This is a genomic window from Ulvibacterium sp., from assembly GCF_965248315.1.
Taxonomy (GTDB): Bacteria; Bacteroidota; Bacteroidia; order Flavobacteriales; family Flavobacteriaceae; genus Ulvibacterium.
Map to the genome: position 1 here is coordinate 1,397,175 of NZ_CBDFIX010000002.1, position 21,665 is coordinate 1,418,839.

Below are 21,665 nucleotides of genomic sequence, written 5' to 3' on the forward strand. Positions count from 1 at the left end.
AAGCGAGCTTCAAAATGGGGCTCGCTTCTTTTTTGAAGTAAAATGATTGCTTAACTGGTAAAAATATCCGGCTATAAACCCAATCTCCTCATAAATTCGTCCTTATAACTTTCCCCGATCGGGATACGGATATCGTCCATTACTATTTTACTACGTTGGATGGAGTCTATGTTATTTACATTTACAAGAAAGGACCGATGTACACGTACAAAATCGGCGTTGGCAAGTTTCATTTCTATATCCTTGAAATTCATCAGGGTAAGTATGGGCTTTCTTTCGAAAGTATGGATTTTTAAATAATCCTTAAGACCTTGTACATATTTGATTTCCTCCATTCTAATCTTAACATTGCCATAGTCCGATTTTACAAAAATAAATTGATTGTCAGAAAGCTGCCCACCACTGGCCGATGAAAGGTTTCCTTCCTTTGCTTCTATGCTTTTTTTGAGCATTTTTAACTCTTTTACACGATTTATGGACTTTACAAATCTTGGAAACGGTATAGGCTTTACCAAATAATCCACGGCATTGAGTTCAAAACCTTCTATGGCATATTGGGGATAGGCCGTGGTAAAAATGAAAAAAGGTCGTTTGTCCAGGGTCTTTACAAACTCTATCCCGGTTATTTGAGGCATTTCAATATCCAGAAATACCAAATCCACATTTCCTTCTTGAAAAAGTGCTATACTCTCCAACGGGTTGGTAAAGGTTCCCAAAACCTCTATACCGCCCAACTCCTCGCAATAGGATTTAACAATGCCCAATGCCAAAGGCTCATCGTCAATTATGATACAATTCATTTTTATAAATTTAGTTCTAATTGAACAGTGTAAAAGCCATCCGTTTTATCAATCTTCAAGACATGCTGGTCGGGATAAAGCAGATGCAACCTACCTTTTATATTTTCCAGTCCGATACCGGAATTGCTTTCGTCTTTTCTGTAGACCCCGATTTTGTTCTTTACAATAAAAAATAAACTTTCCCCGATCAATTCCATGTTAATGGACACGTCTGTCCTTCCCTTGAAATCAGTTCCGTATTTAAATGCGTTCTCTACGAATGGAATTAATAATAAGGGTGGAATTTTCTTATCCTGATAATCCCCTGAAATTTTGATTTTTACGTTTTCACTATGGGATAACCGTAATAGTTGGAGTGACACAAAGTTTTTGATATAATCTATTTCCTTGGAAAGAGGTACCAATTCCTGTTTTGCCTCATAGAGCATATAGCGCATTAATTCCGATAACATAATAATGGCCTCGGGAGCTTCAATGGACTTATTTCTTACCAGGGAATAAACGCTATTCAATGAATTGAACAAAAAATGGGGGTTCAATTGGGCCCTTAAAAATTGTAACTCGGTTTCTTTTCGCTGCACTTCGGCTTCCCTGTTCACACGGTCCCTTCTGTAGAAATCCTTGGTAAGTCCCAATACACCTCCCAAAAGGAAAAAGGTCAGGGAGATAATGGCGGTCATGAAATAGGGTAGTCTTTTCAATGGCTGCATGTCCTTTATGAAATGGGGTGGTTTTCTAGGAGGGTGCATCTCCGTATTCTGTATCAGTTCGGTAAATTTATCTATTGGGACATGAGGAAAGGGCACGAATTTGATAAGGAAATTAAAAAGAACCAATACTGTTATTGAAATAATAATATAGAGTGTAATCTCTTTTTTAAGGAGAAAGTAGGGCACCAATATTAAATAATTGATATAGACTAAAATGGGGTTCAATAGTATTCTATAAAACATACCAAAGCGCACTTCACCAAGGTCAATGTATGATATGCTTAGAGGAAACAATACCAAGCAAGCCCAAACGATAATATGAATCCAAAATTCCTTAATCTTTATATGTCTTTTCAAAGTACCTCTTACTAGTTGTCGAAAAAAGATACTCATTATTGATAAGAAATTCCATTTTTCTCCAAATCTTGTTCGGTTATGACGGGGAACCGGCCACTGTTGAGTCTGTTTAGGACAATCGTCCCAATACGTTCTGCCTGTATTTTGGAGGCAAATCGCACTTTTTTGGATATTCCGGGAACGTGTTCTTGTCGTATCTTAAGCTTTCCATTCGCATATATTTCGTAGTACCAGCTTTTATCCGTTGGATTTTTAGCCAATTTTAGTCCATAACCGGTTTCAACATATTTGGTTTGTGAATCGCTAACATCCAATAACATTCCTACAAGCAATGCAACAATGCCAATGATCAAAAAAGCGATACCGTGTTTTCTTTTTTCCATAAGGACTAGAACACCGACCCGGATTTCGTTTTGTTGTTTTAAGAAACCCGGATAGGTGCCATTAAAAAGCTAGTATTAAAAAAACTATGAAAACTCATATTTCAATCATCTTCATCTTCTTCCTGATCTGGGAAGAATTCACGATTATCATCCAGGTACAAAGTACCGCTTCTACCTAGGCCCAAAAATGCAGTAGCGCCATTATAGAATGCTATCGCTCCCTCCCTGGAAACACCTTCATATTCTGTTTTTTCTTCCCAAAGATCGGTAGAGGGGTTGTATTCCCAAATGTCATCCGAGGCACCAAATCCCGGATCTCCGGTTGCAAAGTATCCCCTATCCCCTATACTAAAGCCTACTGCATTATTGCGTATAATGTCGTAGTCATCATCCTCATCCAGATCCAATAAAGGGCTCCACGATTCCGTGTCGAGATCAAATACCCAAAAGTCCGCCTGGTTAAGGCCATTGGATACTCCCGTTCCTAAATAGACTTTATTGCCAATAGTAAATGTGGCCCCATCCCTTCGTTTGGTTCCCCCAAAGCCTACAAGTTCGGTCCACGTATCATTGGTAGGGTCGTATTTCCAAAAGTCCTTCTTATCATTGTCCCCGTCAAAACCAGTGCCGACATAGCCATGGGTTTGCGAGTTGAATCCAACGGCTCCACGCCGTGCCGATCCCCCAAAGAGATTAAGGGAGTCCCAGGTGTTTGATGCTACATTGTATCGGAAAAAATCACCTAGTTCGTTGTCACCATCATAACCTAGGCCTATGTACCCATTGCCATTTACCGTGAAGGCAACAGCAGAACTTCTGGGAGTGCCCGGGAAAGGGGCAAGTTGACTCCAAAAGTTACCATCCATATCATAGACCCAAACATCGGTCAATCTATCGTCCCCGTCAAAACCCGTACCCATATATCCCTTATTGCCAATGGTAAAGGCAAAGGCCCCACTGCGTGGGGTGCCATCAAAAATGGAGCGGTCTACCCAATTGCCAACGCTATCATCATCGTCGTCATTGGAACATGAAACAAACAGTAGCACCATAAAAATAGGAAGACTAAATTTCCTTAGTGTTCGCAGAATTAATTTTGAATTATTCATTTATTTACGCAATTTGTTAGTAAAGTTTAAAGAATATTTTAGTCCCATGACAATGTAAGGAGAGGAGTCGGCCCCAAGATCAAGTATGGGATTATCCTCCGAATCCATTATCTCCAGACTATTGGCCATTGAGAATCCCGCTCTAACGATTGTAATAAAGCCGGATGACATGTAGTAATTGTACTCCAACCCAAGGTCTATTCCACTATATGCCAATTTTGTATGTTCAAGATTTTCTAGGCCGTTGACAGAAACCGTTTCGGAATTGTTCGCATAGATTCCGGACATAATGGCTTTGGAGCTTAGGGAGTGTTTTTCATTAATGATGTATGTGACCTCCGTATATGGAAATCCAAGGATATATTTCCATTTGTCCGCAATTTTCCCTTCCAAAGATAGCAATGGAAAGAGGGTGGGCTCTCCAAAAAATGTCCCTCGGCCCAACCCTAGGGCGAGGCTCAACGGGAAATCCCCATTTTCCCATTTTTTCGAAAAAGAAGCGGACCAGTTAAATATAAAATCCTCGCTGCTTGGCCCATTCTTGAAATTTGAGGACAGCGTCGGGTCCAGGGAAACGGATATAGCCCAGTTTGAACCAAGGTTTTGGTAGTATCCGATTTCTGGTTGGATCGTATGGGTTTTGTCATAAGAATCCGTGCCAATTGCAGCGCTACTATTGTAAAAGGAGAAGGTATGGGCCAGGTAATCCAAACCAAGCTGAAGCTTTCCTGAATTCAAATTTTTTATGGCGTTCAAAGAAAAGACGTACTTTTCCAAATTCGTATCTCCCAGGCTAGGAATAAGTCCATATTCAAATAGGCCCTCAAAATGATTTTGAGGTTCTTGACAATATATGGGATTCCTGTGCGCAGTAATTATCATACCAATTAGAAAGACGTATTTCAATCCTCTTATTTTTTTCCAAACGTATATAGCACCGTCAGCCGTTGAAAAAAAGATATACGAAACCTAAGGTTTCCTAGATGAACCTCTATTTTTCCCCTACTAATGGCGCAGGAGTACTTTATAGATATATTATATCTATAGGTAGATGTATTTCTCCTTTCTGTATAAAATTCTTCGTGCTCGTCACCGTTGCGTCTTAATTTGCCCCTTTAATTCATTGAAAATGGGGAAGTTTCTTTGCTTTTTAATGCTTTTGTTCGGTATCATAGCCTGTTCCGTAGATGCGTCCGATATCCCTACGCTGGAAGTAGGACAGGACTTTACCACCTCCAATGTACGGGTGCTGGTATTGGATACTTTTTCGGTAAAATTGTCTACCATTAAGTTTGATAGTATTAATACCTCGGAGAGTGAGCGACTTTTGGTAGGGAAGTACAATGATGAATATCTGGGTACCATTGAGTGCAATTCCTACTTTGAATTAACGGCTGCAACCACTGAAAACGCAACCGCTCCATATACACTTCCCGACGATGCCACACTGGACAGTGTGGCCTTGATTTTGGGATATGACCGCTATTTCTATAATGATACCACTTTAGTCTCCCATATCAATGTGCATCTATTAACAGAAGAGGTAGAACCCGATGACGATGCCTTTTTCAATACTAGCGAATTGGAATATGACTCATTACCCCTGATCTCAAGAAGGTATCGCCCGGAACCCTTTGATGAAGATTCTTTACACATTTCCTTGCCCTTTGAGTTTGGCAACAATCTATTTCGGCTCATACAGCAAAACGATATCAATGACAATGAGGATTTAAGGGACAACTTCAAAGGATTTGCGCTTGTCCCGGAAAAAAACGATAATACCTCTGTCATTGGCTTTAGCAAGGAAAGTGAAAGAACATATCTTCGGTTTTTTTATTCGGTTCCCGAGGAGTTTGAGGATGAAGAAAGATTTTTGGATTTTGCGATAAACCCATTCCCCGAAGCTCCTAATGCCTTCAATAAAATATGGAATTTTTCCACGGACTCTTTGTTGAATGCTCTTTCCAATCAGGAGGATGAACTCCCTACTTCAAGGAACAATGATTTGAGCTATATACAATCCGGAACAGGGTACGCTACCAAAGTCGATTTCCCCAGTATTCGCAGTATTTATGAGATAGAGGGCACGGGTACGGTTTTGAGTGCATTGCTAAGATTAAAACCCTTGCGTGCCAGTCATGATGAGAGAACATATCTAAGGGATTCGTTAAACGTAAACGTACTGGACCAGAACAATGTCATTACACGGGTTATAAGGACAGGGGAAGGTATTGTCATTGGAAAGATTACTGGGGCGAACGAGGAATTTTCGGATGTGGTGTATGAAGTCCCCGTTGGGGTGTTTGTGGACCAAAAGCTAGGTGAATCTATCATAACCGAGGATGCTCTTGTATTATTTACCAAGGACTTTAATCAAACGGTAGACCGCATCATTGTGCAGGGGGAGAACAACAGCGATTTTGAGGCACGTTTGGAAATTACTTATGCTATTTATGATGAATAGAATTCTGTTTTCATTTATTCTTTTTCCATTTTGCATCGTTGCCCAGACCAATAACCTTACGGGATCCCCTTATTCCTTTTTCGGACTTGGTGTATCTACCAATTCCAACATAGGAAAGAATAGTGCATTGGGGCGTGGGGGTTACGCCTTAAATAGTAATTTTCTCATTAACAATCTTAATCCGGCCGCATTGGGGGCTTTAGGTGAAAAGGGCTTTCTGTTCGATTTCGGATTCCTTGCCGAGATAAGTACAGTGGCTAATCGAAGTACGGAGGAAACAAGGGTGGCAGGTAACTTTTCCAATCTGGCCATTGCTTCCAGTATAACGCCAAAATCGGCTTTCGGACTTTCTGTCGTTCCCTACTCCGATGTTGGATACTCGCTAATTGGTATCGATAGCAATGTGGAAGGATCCTCCGATCCGTTTATAAGTAATGTCTTTGGAACGGGATCTTTAAATGATTTACGGCTTTCCTATGGCAGTAGTCTTACGGACAGACTCCGCTTAGGAGCCAATGTTTCATTTTTATTTGGGGCCATCTCGGAGCGGGAAACGGTAACCGCGCTTAGCGGATTTGTCAACGAAAGTACACTCACCATTTCAGAAGAAAACAAGTATAATGGCTTTCGGTTTGGGTTGGGATTACAGTACAGTTTTTTGCCCAATCTTACCTTAGGATGGAGTCTAAGCCTCCCGACTACACTTTCCGGGACTCGGGATAGATTTGTAGAGAAAACCTTGGACTTTATCCCAACATCTGTTGAGAATGAAACCGATTTGGATATTGACGGTTTTGACCTTCCCTTGGAAGTGGGGACTGGTATATTGTTCTCACCTATCCGAAAAATTCACGTCAATTTGGACTATACCTTAAAACTGTGGAATGCTACGGATCAAAGGGATAATATTGGGGAATTTGTAGATCAATATATATACGGGATCGGGGTGGAATACCTTAAGGCGGACAGGTCCTTCAACTATTTGGACCGGATACGGATACGGGCCGGGTTCAATTATGATAGTGGCTATCTCAGCATCAATGGAAATGTTATTGATTCGTATAGTATAACGGCCGGTTTGGGCATCCCCTTGGGAGCCAGGACCCTATCCATGTTGAATATTGGCTTTTCCAGTTCCACTAGAGGTTCTACGGAGGGTATTTTGGTGGAAGAGCGTTTAAACACTATAAACATAAACCTAAGCCTAAAGGATATATGGTTCCGAAAACGTAGAATAGACTAGGTAGATTTTATGGACGAACGGGATATTTTTATCTACAAAAATAAAAATGGCATTAGTAGTCAAAATTGGTCTGTTGGTATACCCTATCTTTTATGTGGTCTAGTATTGTTGCATGAGCATTGTAGAAGTGAATATTTTCGGTGGAAAATTTCTAATGAAGAGGATATATTTTTTGGTGGCGGGGCTTGTGGCTATAGGTGCTTACGGCCAAATGCCTATGATGCAAGAACCTGGTGAAGTGGAATTGGCAGGAATTGATTATGGGTATCTTCCGGATTTGGGAGGGACCGAAATCCACAATTATAATGTCAATCTTAATTTGGCAAAACCTATCGGCAAAAGCATAATAGGCTTGGGGCTAACCTATCGGTATTTCGATTTTACCTTTGATGAATCTACGAACGTCCTTGATCTCTCTTCATATGAAAACATGCATGTGGTCAGAACTAATCTTTTATTCATTAGACCTCTAAAAAATGAATGGACTATGATGATATCTGCTGGCCCTACCCTTATGTCCAATTTTGCAAATGGGATTTCATCGGAAGACTTGGTATTCAACGCCCTAGGTGCTGTTAACAAGAGATGGGGCGACTTTGACAGAAATACCGTTTTGATGCTCGGGGTATTTTATGGTACCCAATTTGGTGAACCCAGAGTACTGCCCGCCATATTGTTACGTCAAAAACTCAACCACCATTGGAGCTATTCCTTTGGACTTCCGATTACGGGAATCAACTATAGAATCAATGACAGACATCGCATTTCAGCGATGGTTTCACCGGAAGGTCTTTTTGGAAATAACTCCAACGCAGTAGCCGTGGATGGCAATAGAATACTTACGGACACCAAGATTCAGTTTAACGGAATCAATACCAGACTATTGTATCGCTATAGATTTACAAAACACCTCGCTTTTGTGGCCGAGGGAGGTTTTGTACCTGGCGCCACTTTAAAAATTGTGGATAACGAAAATGATGAAATATTCGATTTAGAACCCGGTAGTGGTGCCTATTTCAAATTTGGGATACGTTTTGCCCTCAAAAGGCCCCCTCAAAATAAGAATCTTAATACAGACGATAATGAAAACTAAAATTTCTATCCTTTTGTTGCTTGCTGCAACGATACAGTGTATAACCGCCCAAAAAATGGATCCACAGGAAATGGCGGACTACCAGACCAAAATTATGTCCAAAGAATTGGAATTGAATGAATCACAAAAAAAACAGGTGACCGAATTGAATCTGGAATTCTCGGAGAAACAGGCCGGATTGATGAATAAAGAAGGCTCTATGTTCAGTAAAATGGGTGACATGAAGAGGATAGGAAAGGAAAAAATGGCAGCACTGGACAAAATCCTCACCAAGGAACAGATGAAAAAATATGAGGACCAGGTAAGGCCAGAGATTCGGAAGTATATGCGCGGAAAAATGAAAGGATAGCATGAAGAGAGCCTACGGAATTATTTTTGGGATTGTATTGATTGGTCTGGGCGTTCTTGCTTTCATTTTTTTGGCTAAGGGACAAGAAGAGCCAGTTGCCGTGAAAAGGACCGATAAAGTATATGTCTCTACAGTTTTGGTGGCGCCCGAAGAACTTCCGTTTGTCGTTGAGGCGACCGGAACCTTAACGGCCAAGAATAAAATTGAACTTTTCAGTGAGGTCCAGGGAGTACTTCTACCCATGAACCCTCGTTTTAGGGAAGGCAATAGGTTCCATGCGGGACAGGACCTACTTCGTATAGATAGTGGGGAACATAAGGCACAGTTGCAATCAAAAAAAAGTGCGCTGGTCAATCAAATAGTTGCCATGTTGCCCGATATGGAAATTGAATTTCCCAAAGCCTCAAGAAAATGGGAGGCTTATCTCGAGAGTTTTAATATAGATGGCTCGCTGGAACCACTTCCTAAAACCGTTTCCAGTGCCGAGAAATTTTTTGTTACCGGGAAGAATGTCTTTCAGACCTACTATGATGTAAAAAATCTGCAGGAGCGACTTTCCAAATATGATATCAAGGCACCTTTTACAGGTATAGTGACACAGTCCGATGTAAATGTGGGGACATTGGTTCGCAGCGGACAGAAGTTGGGAGAATTTATAGACCCTTCGATTTTTGAACTTCAACTGGCTATACCTGCCGCGGCCAATAAATATATTGATGTGGGGAAAAAGGTGCATTTGATATCATTGGACGGAAGCCAAGGCCATGCAGGAAAAATTAGTAGGATCAATGGTAGGATTGATCAGGCTACGCAGACTATAGGGATGGTTGTTGAGGTTTCTGGCAAGCAACTCAAGGAAGGGCAATATTTCAAGGCAGAGATTTTTGGGGAACCTGTTTTGGATGTCTCAAAAATAGAAAGTAATCTACTGGTGGAAAACGATCATGTCTATATGGTAAAGGATAGTGTATTGCAATTGCAAAGAGTGGTGCCCTTAAATTATGTTGGGGATAGTGTTGTGGTGCGGGGATTGAAAAAGGACATGGTGCTATTGGACAAAGTTGTGGCCAATGCGTATCCCGGAATGAAGGTAACCTATTGAATACGTGGTAGAGTGAAGAGATTTATTAGTTATTTTATCAAGTATCCCGTTGCCGTAAATATCTTCATTATAGGTTTTTTGATTTTTGGATATTTGGGATATAAAAAACTAAATTCTTCCTTTTTTCCCTTATCCGATCCAAGCTTCATAAGTATTTCGGTCTCCTATCCGGGTGCTTCTCCAGAAGAGGTAGAGGAGGGTGTGATAGAAAAAATAGAACGCAACCTGAAAGGAGTGCAAGGGGTGGATAGGATAACATCTATTTCGCAGGAGAACCTTGGAACCGTAAATATTGAAGTGTTGACGGATTTCGATATCAATTTGGTGCTGGATGAAGTAAAGAATGCCGTTGATAAGATACCTTCATTTCCCTCAAGTACAGAACCCCCGGTCATTGAGACCTTAAAACCTACTAGAGAGGCCATTGCGTTTGTTGTTACGGGGCAAGATGTTCCGCTTAGTATCCTAAAAAGGACAGCCCAGGAAGTTGAGGAGGATCTGTTGAGAATCAATGGGGTTTCCCAAATAGCACTTTCCGGTTTTCCAGAGGAAGAGATAGAGATTGCCGTAACCGAGGAAATTCTCAGAAGTTATGGATTGACGTTTGAAGAGGTTTCCCGTTCGGTGGCCGATGCTAATATATTTATTACGGGAGGCTCCATAAAGACTAGCAAGGAAGAGTATTTGATCCGGGCCAATAATAAGGCCTACTATGCGGAAAATTTAGGAGGTATTGTCGTAAAGGCCAATGCCAATGGGGGGAAGGTATACCTTCGGGATATTTCGGAAATAAAAAATACCTTTAATGAGACTCCCAATAAAATAAGTCTTAACGGACAACCCGCAGTAAAAATTTCGATTACCAACACCAATACGGAAGACCTTATTGGCAGTGTTGAAAAGATAAGGGGATATATAGAGGATTTTAACCGGGACCATGATAACCTAAGGCTGGAGATTACGATGGACACTTCCGAAGCCATCAAAGATCGGATTTCCTTGTTATTGGAAAATGCCCTGGTCGGGATGATATTGGTACTTCTACTACTTTCCTTTTTCCTAAGGCCCGGGGTGGCCCTATGGGTAGCCTTTGGCTTGCCCATATCATTTTTCGGGATGTTTATTCTGTTGCCCCATTATGGGGTTACCCTTAATATGCTTTCTCTTTTTGGAATGATATTGGTTATTGGCATCTTGGTAGATGACGGTATCGTTATCGCCGAAAATATTTATACCCGATATGAAAAAGGGGAGCCGGCGATAAAAGCTGCGGTAAATGGTACCCTGGATGTGTTGATTCCCATTCTCTCGGCCATTGCTACGACAATATTGGCCTTTTCGGTATTTTTCTTTCTAGATGGACAAATAGGGGCTTTCTTCGAGGATATAGCCGTAGTTGTCACCCTTACCCTTTTGGTATCCTTAATAGAGGCCCTGTTGATCCTGCCCGCCCATTTGGCACATTCCAAGGATTTGAGTGGAAAGGGGAAGACCTATAAATTCAACCAATGGGGCGATCAGTTCATAAACTACCTTAGGGATAAGGTGTATTCCCCATCGTTTCGTTTCGCATTGCGAAACAAGTTCATATCATTTTCCATTATTTTGTTTCTATTTATCCTTACCATAGGGGCTTTTGCAGGAGGTATCATTAAACTGACGTTCTTCCCTACAAATGCCAGCAATCAGATTCGAATCACTCTGGATACCCCTCAAGGGACCCACAAAAACATTACCGATTCCCTGGCCACCTATGTAGAAAACAGCGTATGGAAAGTGAACGGGGATTTGGGAAAAAACGAGATAGGAGAAGACCATGTCGTTTCAACAGTTAAACAAATAGGCCCAGGAAGTTCTACTTCTACCATGACCGTAAATCTTTCACCAAGTGAAACCAGAATTTTAGGATCTCCGGAAATTGCAGATGCCATTCGTAAAGCCGTGGGAGAGCTTAAGGGAGTGGAAAAATTAAGCTTCAATTCCGGGGGAAACGTAGGTGGGATGCCCATCTCGGTCTCCCTGCAAGGAAAGGATATTGCAAACATCAATGGAGCAAAGGACATTATTTATGAGGAATTGAGAAAAAATCCCTATGTAAAGGATATTGTGGATACCAGCCCCAAAGGTGTTAAGGAAATACGTTTGGAGTTAAAGGAGAATGCCCAGCTTTTGGGATTGACATTGAATGATATTATGGCTCAAGTGCGTAGCGCATTTTTTGGCAATGAAGTACAACGGATTCAAAGGGGTCAGGATGAGGTGAAGATTTGGGTACGCTATAATAAACAAGACCGATCCAGTATAAATAACATCAGCAATATTCAAATTTCCGCACAAAATGGGAGAATTCCATTGTCCGAAATCGCCACGTACACCATTGAAAGGGGAGAAGTTGCCATTAACCATTTGGACGGCATACGGGAGATTACGGTCGAGGCGGATATGGCGAATCCAAAGGCAAGTGCTTCGGAGATTATGCAGGATCTTACAACCCGGGTCACCGGTTTGGTGCATAGCAAGTATCCGGAAGTAATGGTCAGTGCCGAGGGTCAGAATCGCGAGGTGAATAAAATTTCTGTATCTGCTTTTAATATATTGCCCGCCGTGATTTTTCTTATCTATGTGACCATTGTCTTTGCCTTTCGCTCATATAGCCAACCATTTATATTGCTTGCCATAGTCCCATTTTGCCTTATCGGAGTAGCATGGGGGCATTGGTTGCATGGATTCCCAATGAGTATTCTCTCGTATTTGGGCATTATAGGATTAATAGGAATAGTAGTAAATGACGGATTGGTGTTTACGGGAAGATTCAATAGCTTTCTTAAGGAAGGCCTAAAATTTGACGAAGCACTCTACGAAACGGGTAGGGCTCGTTTTAGGGCCATATTCCTAACTTCGATTACCACAATAGCGGGATTGGCACCCCTTATGCTGGAAAAGAGCCTGCAAGCACAGTTTTTGATTCCCATGGCCATATCAATAGCCTATGGTATCGCAGTGGCCACTTTACTGACCTTATATATGCTGCCCTTATTTCTTTCTTTTTCAAACAGTATCAAAGTATATATTACGTATTGGATTACCAGAAAGCGCCCTGAACGTGAAGAGGTGGAGCGAGCCATAAAAGAATTAAAAGTAGACCATGTTAAGGTATAATCTTTTATATATGGCCCTACTGGTCGGGACAATGGCACTAGGACAGAATATGTTGTCCATGGAAGAAGCCATTGCCACTGCCGTGGAAAACAACCATGATCTTCGCATAGCAAGGAACAATACCCAAATAGCGGATGTTGAGGCCAGTACGCTGAACAGTGGATATTTACCTAGTTTAAGCGCAAGTGGCGGCATAAATTATTCGGATGAAAATCAAAGTGTTACATTTTCTGATGGAACATCTACTTCTATTGATGGAGCTATTACCGAATCATACAATGCGTCGATAACGGCGGAGTATTTAATTTTTGATGGGTTGGAACGAAAATTTGGTCAGGACAGGAATGAGGAAAACCTCACCTTGGCACAATTACAGGAACGGCAACAAATTGAAAATACGGTAATTTCAGTACATGAAAATTTTTTCAATGTTGCCTATCAAAAAAGAGTGGTGGAGAATTTGGGACTGAACATGGCTAATTCCAAGGACAGGCTGGTACGCGCACAAAAGCAATTAAAGTATGGCCAGGGAACCAAATTGGATGAATTAAATGCCCAAGTCGATTTAAACAATGATAGTATAGCCCATATAGAGGCGGTACGTGATTTGAATAACCTAAAACGCAGCCTGAACCTTGCGTTAGGACGAAAGGTCACCACGGATTTTGAAATTGATACCACTGTAACCTTTAGTGCGCAATTACAAGAACAGGATGTTCTAAAATCCGCAGAGCAGAACAATATAGAGATGATACTGGCCCAACAGAATATTCTTTTGAGCGAGTTGGATATTAAAATCAATAAAGCGCGTTTCCTCCCAAAAATTAGTGGTAGCGGTTCTTATCAGTGGAACGAGAGCCAAAATCCACCTACTTCCTTTGCGTTGGCCAATAAATCATATGGAATCAATTTAGGGCTAAACCTATCTTGGAACATTTTTGATGGTAGCTCTATGGCCAGGGTAAGGACAGCCAAAATCACCAAAAAAAATAGGGAGATAGAGCTGGTAAAAGTGAAAGATCAGCTATTGACCGATATTTTAAATGCCTATGAAACATATACCATATCACAATATACCTTGAATGCGGAGTCCAAAAATGTAGACACCAACAAACTTAATTTTGAGCGTACCCAAAAGCAATATGGTCTGGGACAGATTACCTCTGTAGAATACCGGCAGGCTCAGATCAACTTGTTCAATGCCCGGAACAATTATGCCCGGGCCAAATATGATGTAAAGATTGCCGAGGTGAACTTACTTCAATTGGGAGGAAGTCTATTAAATTAAAATATATTTATGGATATAATCCATTAAATTGGATATATTCCATATATTAGCTATCCTTTTTGGGATAGCCATGAACAAGACCATTCTTCATTTGGATTTGGATACTTTCTTTGTATCCGTTGAGCGATTGCTTAATAGAGAACTTCGGAACAAACCCTTATTGGTAGGAGGTATTACGGATAGGGGCGTAGTAGCGGCTTGTAGTTATGAGACCCGGGGCTATGGCATACATTCGGGTATGCCCATGAAGATGGCCAAGGAACTGTGTCCGGAGGCCAAGGTGATTAAGGGAAATGCAGGGACCTATAGTAAACATTCGGATATAGTTACGGAAATCATCAAGGAGAGCGTTCCTCTTTTTGAGAAATCCAGTATCGATGAATTTTACGCAGATCTTACAGGGATGGATCGTTTTTTTGGTAGCTACAAGTATGCTACGGAATTGCGCCAAAGAATAAGGATGGAGACTGGCTTGCCCATATCTTTTGGTCTATCAGTCAATAAGGTGGTTTCAAAAGTAGCTACCAATGAGGCCAAGCCCAATAATCAGCTAAAAATTGATTTCGGACTCGAAAAGCCATTTTTGGCCCCGCTATCCATTAAAAAGATTCCTATGGTAGGGGACAAGACCTACCAGACGCTGAGAAATTTAGGCATACGAAAAGTTGGAACCATACAGGAGATGCCTGTGGATATCATGCAACGTGTACTTGGCGCCAACGGAACTGTAATTTGGAGGCGGGCCAATGGGATGGATAATACGCCAGTGGTCCCATTTTGCGATAGAAAATCCATTTCTACGGAACGGACCTTTGATAGGGATACGATCGATGTGCTAAAGCTTAAAGGAATTTTAATGGCCATGACAGAGAATCTGGCCTATCAACTACGTCGGGGCAATAAACTTACGGCATGTATAACCGTAAAGATACGGTATTCCGATTTTAACACCTATTCCAAGCAGATGCGGATTCCGTATACCAGTGCGGATCATATACTGCTTCCCAAAATTTTGGAACTATTCCGTATGCTATATAGCAAAAGAATGTTGGTGCGTCTGATCGGTATTCGTTTCAGTCATCTGGTTTCGGGCAATTACCAGATAAACCTATTCGAGGATACCGAGGAAGCCCTGAATCTGTACCAAGCCATGGATCATGTTAGAGATCGGTTCGGGGATCGTTGCGTTTTTCGGGCCTCGGCCATGGGAGCCAAAACTATTGGTAGAATGCACAATCCCTTTAATGGGCAACCGCCAATTGTACTGGCACATAGAAAACAATGAAAGGTGAAAAAATCAAACTACAAATCGCAAATTCCAAAATTATGAAAAAGTGCAAGATTTATAATTTAGAAGAACGTACGTATGTATTTGCCCGGGACTGTAGATTACTTGTCAGGGATTTTTCCAAAACTATTAACAATATTGAGGATGGAAAGCAATTGGTTCGTTCTTCAGGCTCGATTGGAGCAAACTATATTGAAGCCAATGAAAAATTAGGTGATAAGGACTTTCTAATGTGGATGAAGATTGCAAGAAAGGAGGCCAAGGAAAGCGGTTATTGGCTGAGACTTTTGTGGGACATGAATGATTCGCATCGAAAAAAAATCAACGAATTGAAAAATGAAGCTTTGGAAATAAAGAAAATACTCTCGGCGATTATCAATAAGTCTAGTACCTATTGAGATTTGTGATTTGGAATTTGTGATTTCCTCCCATGTACCTTAACTGCCACACATACTACAGCATGCGCTTCGGAACTTTTTCCGAATTGAGCCTCTTGCAATTGGCACAGCAAAGCCATATAAAACAATTGGTGCTCACGGATATCAATACCACTTCGGCATGTCTGAATTTTGTTCGAAAGGCACCGGAGTATGATGTACGCCCCATTTTGGGAATAGATTTTAGGAACGGGGTAGAACCCTGTTTTTTGGGAATCGCCAAAAACAATACGGGGTATCAAGAGTTAAATGCCTTCTTATCGCATCATCTGCAGAACGAATTGGAAATTCCGCAACGTGCCCCTTCATTTGAAAATGCCTTTGTTGTTTATCCTTTTGAAACCGTTTTGCTTAACGAACAACATGAATTTTTGGAAAATGAATTTATAGGCATCTCCATCAAGACCCTTAGGCGGCTTCCTTTTTCCAGATTGTTAAAGCTTAAGGATAAATTGGTAGTACAGCAACCGGTCACTTTTCGAAATAAGCGCGATTTCAATGCGCATCGATTGTTACGTGCCATTGATAACAATGTGCTTTTGAGCAAGCTTCCGGAAACAGAGGTGGCCGATGCCGATGAAAAGATGTTTCCCATGCTGAATTTGGCCGAAGCATTTTCGGAGTACACGCATATTCTTGAGAACACAGAACGTCTCTTGAAAGCGTGCAGCATCCATTTCGATTTTTCAAAAAATAGGAAACCACAAAACTTAAAAGCCTTTACCAATAGTATAGAAGAGGATGAACGGTTGATCGAAAAGTTGTGCGAAGAGGGATTGCCATACAGATACCCTAAAATGGACAAGTCCGTAAAGGAGCGGTTGGAGAAAGAATTGGGCATTATTAAAAAAATGGGGTTTGTTTCCTATTTTTTGATCAATTGGGATATCGTTTCCCATGCCAGGAAAAGAGGTTTTTATTATGTAGGACGGGGTAGTGGGGCAAATAGTATAGTTGCGTATCTCTTGCGGATAACCGATGTAGACCCTATGGACCTGGATCTCTATTTTGAGCGGTTCATTAATCTGTACCGTGCCAATCCACCGGATTTTGATATTGATTTCTCCTGGCGTGATAGGGAGGAGATGACCCAATATATTTTTGACCGTTTTGACCATGTTGCACTCGTAGGCACCTATGTTACCTTTAAGCGAAAAGGAGTCGTCCGGGAATTGGGAAAAGTCTTTGGACTTCCAAAAGAGGAAATTGACATTTTGAGCGAAGGTCATTATTCCCTTTCCAAATTGGACAGTGCCTCCAAACTTGTTCTTAAATATGGTGAATTGATTCAGGGTATGCCCAATTATTTAAGCGTTCATGCCAGTGGTATTTTAATAAGTGAACGGCCTTTGAACTATTTTTCCGCTACTTTTTTACCTCCTAAGGGATTCGCCGTAACCCAATTTGATATGGTCATCGCAGAGGACGTAGGACTTTACAAATTTGATATTCTGGCACAGCGTGGCTTGGGAAAGATAAAGGACACCTTGGCCATCGTAGCCCAAAACCAACCTGAAGAGGCCAATTTTGATATTCATGATGTCAAAACTTTTTTTCAGGACTCCGTAATCAATACTTTGATCAAGACCGCGCAGTGCATGGGTTGCTTTTATGTAGAATCACCGGCCATGCGTATGTTGCTCAAAAAACTGGAGGTGGATAATTATTTGGGCCTGGTCGCCGCAAGTTCCATTATTCGTCCGGGTGTAGCAAAAAGTGGTATGATGCGCGAATATATTTTGCGTCATCGCCATGAGGGGAGGGCCCAAGAAAAAGCCCACCCGGTGATGTTGGATATTATGCCGGACACTTATGGGGTAATGGTATACCAAGAAGACGTAATAAAGGTTGCCCATCATTTTGCCGGCTTGGGTCTGGGCGAGGCCGATGTGTTGCGTCGTGGTATGAGCGGGAAGTTCCGTTCCCGGGAGGAGTTTCAAAAAGTGAAGCACAAATTCATTAGCAATTGTAGAAAAAAGGGGTATAAGGACGTTTTGATCTTTGAGATTTGGAACCAGGTGGCCAGTTTTGCAGGATACGCCTTTGCCAAAGGTCATTCCGCATCCTATGCGGTAGAAAGCTATCAAAGCCTATTCTTAAGGGCCTATTTTCCACTGGAATATATGGTGGCCGTTCTCAATAACGGGGGTGGATTTTATCGGTCGGAATTTTATATTCATGAGGCCCGGATGATGGGGGCTATGATTCATCCCCCCTGTATCAATAAAAGCCAAGTAGCAAATAGCATTTATGGCAAACATATCTACTTGGGAATGATGTACCTAAGGGATTTGGAACGGCAGGTCATGGAACGTATTGTAAAGGAACGTATTACAAATGGCCTTTTCAGCTCATTGGAGGATTTTCTGGATAGGGTGGTCATTTCCGTGGAACAGTTGAGTATTTTAATACGTATCGATGCATTTCGGTTTACAGGGATAAACAAGCACCAAATACTTTGGAAGGCTTATTTAACACTTTCAAGGAATCCTAGGATGGAACACCCAAAACTATTTCCGCCCACAAGGCAAAAGTTTAGGATTCCCCCATTGAACACCACTTTTTTGGAAACTGCTTTTGAGCAGTGGGAGTTATTGGGTTTTTGTTTGAGTAGCCCTTTTGAATTGCTTGAAATACCTCCTAAGAACTCAAACGGTCAACATAACTTGGAAAGCTATCTCAACAGGCATATCGATATTTACGGTTATTTGATTACGGTAAAAAATACAAATACACATTCTGGAAAACGTATGCATTTTGCAACGCTTCTGGATCAACAGGGAAAGGTTTTCGATACGGTGCTTTTTCCTCCTGTGGCTGCCAAATACCGTTTTCGGGGCAAGGGAATTTACCGCTTCTATGGAAAGGTGGTCAGTGAGTTTGGGTTTTTAAGCATAGAGGTCATTAAAATGCAAAAACAGAACTATATTCCGGATCCACGGTATGCTGATATGAAAACTAGCACAAAAGTGTTTGAGAGGAAGAATTCCATTTCACAGCTTAAGGAATAAAGCATATATTTGTATATATAATATATATATTATGGATAAAATCAGGAAGTTGATAGATGTAGATGAAAATGCACTTCAAATTTTGGAAAAGGAGGCCAAAAAACAAAAACGATCCTTAAAGAGCTTATTGGAATACACCATTGAGGAAACTGCTCGTAAGTTGGAATCACCTTCGGAAGAATATAAGGCCATGATGGATGATATGTTGTTACGTGTCCAAAAAGGAGAAGTTGACTTTAACCCTATAGAAGAGATAGAGAAGAAATATGACCTATAAGATTCATATTTCAAGAGAGGCACAAATTGAATTGAGCATTGCGGAATGCTTTTACAAAAGCAAAAATTTGGACCGGGAATTTCTAACCGATTTTTCTCAACAGCTTCAGTTTTTAAAGGCGATGCCAGAATCATTTCAAGTTAAATATAGAAATATCCGCATTTTAAACTTTGAAAGGTTTAACTATTCCATTCATTACATAATAAAAGATTCCCAAATCTTAATCCTAAGGATTTTGAATCAAAAACAGAATTTTTGATATTACTTTGTAGACATGCCAGAAGAATTTCATAGGAACGTCTCCGTAAGGGGATCGGAAGAATTTACAGGCATCCAGTTACGGGAACCTGCCCGCTACGCGGCCGGACCTTTGGGTATTCACGTTGCGATGCAGCACAGTTTTAAGGAAATGGGCATCTCACGTTCCATGCGGGCCTTGTTGCATATGAATCAAAAGGAGGGCTTTGATTGCCCTAGTTGTGCATGGCCCGATCCCGAGAAACCTTCCAGAGTAGGCGAGTATTGTGAGAATGGGGCCAAAGCCCTGGCGGACGAGGCCACTATCCAACAAATCGATGCGGAGTTTTTTAAAAAGTATTCTGTCGAGGAGCTCTCCCGGTTAACGGACTATGAGTTGAACAAGTTTGGCCGGCTTACGGAACCTTTGGTACTTAGGCCTGGAAGTGTTCATTATGAACCCATAACATGGGAAGTGGCCTATGCTTTGATTGCAGAGGAATTACATCGATTGAATTCGCCGGATGAAGCTATTTTTTATACTTCAGGACGGTCCAGCAACGAGGCAGCTTTTTTATATGGGATGTTTGCCCGGGCGGTGGGAACCAATAATATGCCGGACTGTTCCAATATGTGCCATGAAAGCAGTGGCGTAGCCTTGAGTGAAACCTTGGGCATTGGCAAGGGATCGGTTAAATTGGAGGATTTTTATGGGGCCGAAGTAATCCTCATTGCCGGTCAAAATCCAGGTACCAATCATCCGCGCATGCTCAATGCTTTGGAAAAATGCAAGCAGAATGGCGGAAAGATAATCAGCATTAATCCTTTGGAGGAATCCGGTCTGGTCAATTTTAGAAATCCAAAGACACTTAAGGGCCTTGCCGGAAATGGCGAGGATATAGCGGATATTCATCTACCCGTAAAAATCAATCAGGACATTCCTTTGGTAAAGTTGCTCTTAAAAAGATTAACCAGATTGGATGAGGTGACCGGAAAGGTGTTGGACCACGATTTTATGGCAACGTATACCGATGGCTATAAGAACCTCCTAAAAGATTTGGAGCAATATCAAGAAAAGGATTTGCTCCGAAGGAGCGGTGTTGATTCGGAGAAAGTGGATGAGGTAGTAAAGCTTTTGGCCACCAAATCCAAAATTATCGTTTGCTGGGCCATGGGGCTCACCCAACATAAAAATGGGGTGGAGAACATTTGCGAATACGTAAACCTGTTATTGGCAAAGGGAGCCATTGGAAAGCCAAATGCCGGAACATGTCCCGTACGGGGGCATAGTAATGTGCAAGGAGATCGAAGCGTAGGGATTATGCACTATGTGGATAAAGGCCTCAACGAACGTATTAAAAAATATTTGGGTTTTACGCCCCCGGACAAGGAAGGCGTGGATACCGTAGAAGCCATAAAGGCGATGTATGAGGGTAAAGGCAAGGTGTTCATCTGTTTGGGAGGTAATTTTTTAATGGCCGCCTCGGACACCGAATATACCGCTAAAGCTTTGCAAAATTGCAGCCTTACTGTACAAATTAGTACTAAATTGAACCGTAGCCATTTGGTTACGGGCAAAACTGCTTTGATTTTGCCAACCCTCGGTCGATCGGAAAAAGATACGAAGGGAGGTCAACAACGTTATTTTACGGTTGAAAATAGTATGGGCAGAGTGACCCGATCGAAGGGCATGCTTAAACCAACCTCGGGAAATCTCAAAAGCGAACCGGAACTTATTGCCGAAATGGCGAATGCCTATTTTAAAGGAGGGCATGCTATGGACTGGAAAACCTTGGGGGAGGATTATGGGTTGATTCGGTCATATATAGATAAGGTAGCCAAGGGTTTTGAACATACGGACGAACGCTCAAAGGGTATTGGATATTATCTGCCCAACAATGTACGGGAACGCGATTTTAGCTCGCTCCCCGATGGAAAAGCACAATTTACCATCAATTCGCTTCCTGAACATAATTTGCAGGAAGATGAATTCTTGTTGATGACTATCCGTTCACATGATCAGTTCAATACTACCATTTATGGTCTTGATGATAGATATAGAGGGGTGTACAACGAAAGACGAGTGCTCTTTATGAACCCAAGGGATATGGAGGACCGTAATCTAAAAAAAATGGATGTTGTGGATATGGTCAGTAACTATGATGGCGTAAAGCGAACCGCAAATCGTTTCCTAGTTATTCCCTATACCATTCCCCGCTCGAATCTGGCTGCCTATTTCCCGGAAACCAATATTTTGGTGCCCTATAACCATTTTGCCGATAGGAGTAGGACCCCCATCAGCAAATCGATTGTTGTAAAGGTTAAGAAGACTTCTCCTTAGGAAATGGACCTGACCCT

The 21,665-nt window shown here is 41.6% G+C and carries 18 protein-coding genes; 13 read left to right on the plus strand and 5 right to left on the minus strand.

From position 1 onward, the window contains the following. Positions 1–71 precede the first annotated feature (71 nt). From ACP2AF_RS07495 to ACP2AF_RS07515, 5 genes are all read right to left on the minus strand, one after another. Positions 72–800, minus strand: coding sequence for a LytR/AlgR family response regulator transcription factor (locus tag ACP2AF_RS07495; protein ID WP_425235614.1), 729 nt, complete (start codon positions 798–800; stop codon positions 72–74). A 2-nt stretch (positions 801–802) separates the two neighbouring features. Beyond that, the gene (locus ACP2AF_RS07500) at positions 803–1,753 is read right to left on the minus strand and encodes a sensor histidine kinase (RefSeq protein ID WP_425235615.1); all 951 of its coding nucleotides are present in this window, start codon (positions 1,751–1,753) and stop codon (positions 803–805) included. Positions 1,754–1,902: 149 nt separating this feature from the next. Continuing rightward, a complete protein-coding gene (locus ACP2AF_RS07505; RefSeq protein WP_425235616.1) occupies positions 1,903–2,250 on the minus strand; it encodes a DUF4907 domain-containing protein in 348 nt (115 codons plus the stop codon). Between the two features lie 101 nt (positions 2,251–2,351). Further along, positions 2,352–3,359, minus strand: a complete 1,008-nt coding sequence (locus tag ACP2AF_RS07510) for a Kelch repeat-containing protein (RefSeq protein WP_425235617.1) — start codon at positions 3,357–3,359, stop codon at positions 2,352–2,354. Further along, positions 3,360–4,241: a DUF6268 family outer membrane beta-barrel protein gene (locus ACP2AF_RS07515; RefSeq protein WP_425235618.1), complete on the minus strand. Its 882-nt coding sequence runs from the start codon at positions 4,239–4,241 to the stop codon at positions 3,360–3,362. A 247-nt stretch (positions 4,242–4,488) separates the two neighbouring features. On the opposite strand from ACP2AF_RS07515, the gene ACP2AF_RS07520 reads away from it, so the two are divergent. From ACP2AF_RS07520 to ACP2AF_RS07580, 13 genes are all read left to right on the plus strand, one after another. Continuing rightward, entirely contained in the window at positions 4,489–5,823 is a 1,335-nt protein-coding gene (locus tag ACP2AF_RS07520) for a DUF4270 family protein (protein WP_425235619.1), read from the plus strand. After that, complete coding sequence (locus ACP2AF_RS07525) at positions 5,813–7,066, plus strand: OmpP1/FadL family transporter (RefSeq protein WP_425235620.1); 1,254 nt, start codon at positions 5,813–5,815, stop codon at positions 7,064–7,066. The genes ACP2AF_RS07520 and ACP2AF_RS07525 overlap by 11 nt, the downstream gene beginning before the upstream one ends. 112 nt (positions 7,067–7,178) lie before the next feature. Beyond that, entirely contained in the window at positions 7,179–8,159 is a 981-nt protein-coding gene (locus tag ACP2AF_RS07530; protein ID WP_425235621.1) for a DUF6268 family outer membrane beta-barrel protein, read from the plus strand. Then, on the plus strand, positions 8,149–8,508 hold the full coding sequence (locus ACP2AF_RS07535) for a DUF4890 domain-containing protein (RefSeq protein ID WP_425235622.1): 360 nt from the start codon (positions 8,149–8,151) through the stop codon (positions 8,506–8,508). The genes ACP2AF_RS07530 and ACP2AF_RS07535 overlap by 11 nt, the downstream gene beginning before the upstream one ends. 1 nt (position 8,509) lies before the next feature. Then, entirely contained in the window at positions 8,510–9,610 is a 1,101-nt protein-coding gene (locus ACP2AF_RS07540) for an efflux RND transporter periplasmic adaptor subunit (RefSeq protein ID WP_425235623.1), read from the plus strand. A 12-nt stretch (positions 9,611–9,622) separates the two neighbouring features. Next, positions 9,623–12,769 carry an efflux RND transporter permease subunit gene (locus ACP2AF_RS07545; RefSeq protein ID WP_425235624.1) on the plus strand — a complete coding sequence of 1,049 codons (3,147 nt, stop codon included), beginning with the start codon at positions 9,623–9,625 and terminating at the stop codon, positions 12,767–12,769. Continuing rightward, entirely contained in the window at positions 12,756–14,057 is a 1,302-nt protein-coding gene (locus ACP2AF_RS07550; RefSeq protein ID WP_425235625.1) for a TolC family protein, read from the plus strand. Before ACP2AF_RS07545 ends, ACP2AF_RS07550 begins: the two co-directional genes overlap by 14 nt. 70 nt (positions 14,058–14,127) lie before the next feature. After that, positions 14,128–15,342, plus strand: coding sequence for a DNA polymerase Y family protein (locus tag ACP2AF_RS07555; protein WP_425238016.1), 1,215 nt, complete (start codon positions 14,128–14,130; stop codon positions 15,340–15,342). Positions 15,343–15,383: 41 nt separating this feature from the next. Next, on the plus strand, positions 15,384–15,743 hold the full coding sequence (locus tag ACP2AF_RS07560; RefSeq protein WP_425235626.1) for a four helix bundle protein: 360 nt from the start codon (positions 15,384–15,386) through the stop codon (positions 15,741–15,743). 32 nt (positions 15,744–15,775) lie between these two features. Further along, positions 15,776–18,793, plus strand: a complete 3,018-nt coding sequence (locus ACP2AF_RS07565; protein WP_425235627.1) for a DNA polymerase III subunit alpha — start codon at positions 15,776–15,778, stop codon at positions 18,791–18,793. Positions 18,794–18,824: 31 nt separating this feature from the next. After that, positions 18,825–19,070: a hypothetical protein gene (locus tag ACP2AF_RS07570; protein WP_425235628.1), complete on the plus strand. Its 246-nt coding sequence runs from the start codon at positions 18,825–18,827 to the stop codon at positions 19,068–19,070. Continuing rightward, on the plus strand, positions 19,060–19,329 hold the full coding sequence (locus ACP2AF_RS07575) for a type II toxin-antitoxin system RelE/ParE family toxin (RefSeq protein ID WP_425235629.1): 270 nt from the start codon (positions 19,060–19,062) through the stop codon (positions 19,327–19,329). Before ACP2AF_RS07570 ends, ACP2AF_RS07575 begins: the two co-directional genes overlap by 11 nt. Positions 19,330–19,344: 15 nt before the next feature. Next, the gene (locus ACP2AF_RS07580) at positions 19,345–21,648 is read left to right on the plus strand and encodes an FdhF/YdeP family oxidoreductase (RefSeq protein ID WP_425235630.1); all 2,304 of its coding nucleotides are present in this window, start codon (positions 19,345–19,347) and stop codon (positions 21,646–21,648) included. Positions 21,649–21,665 lie beyond the last annotated feature (17 nt).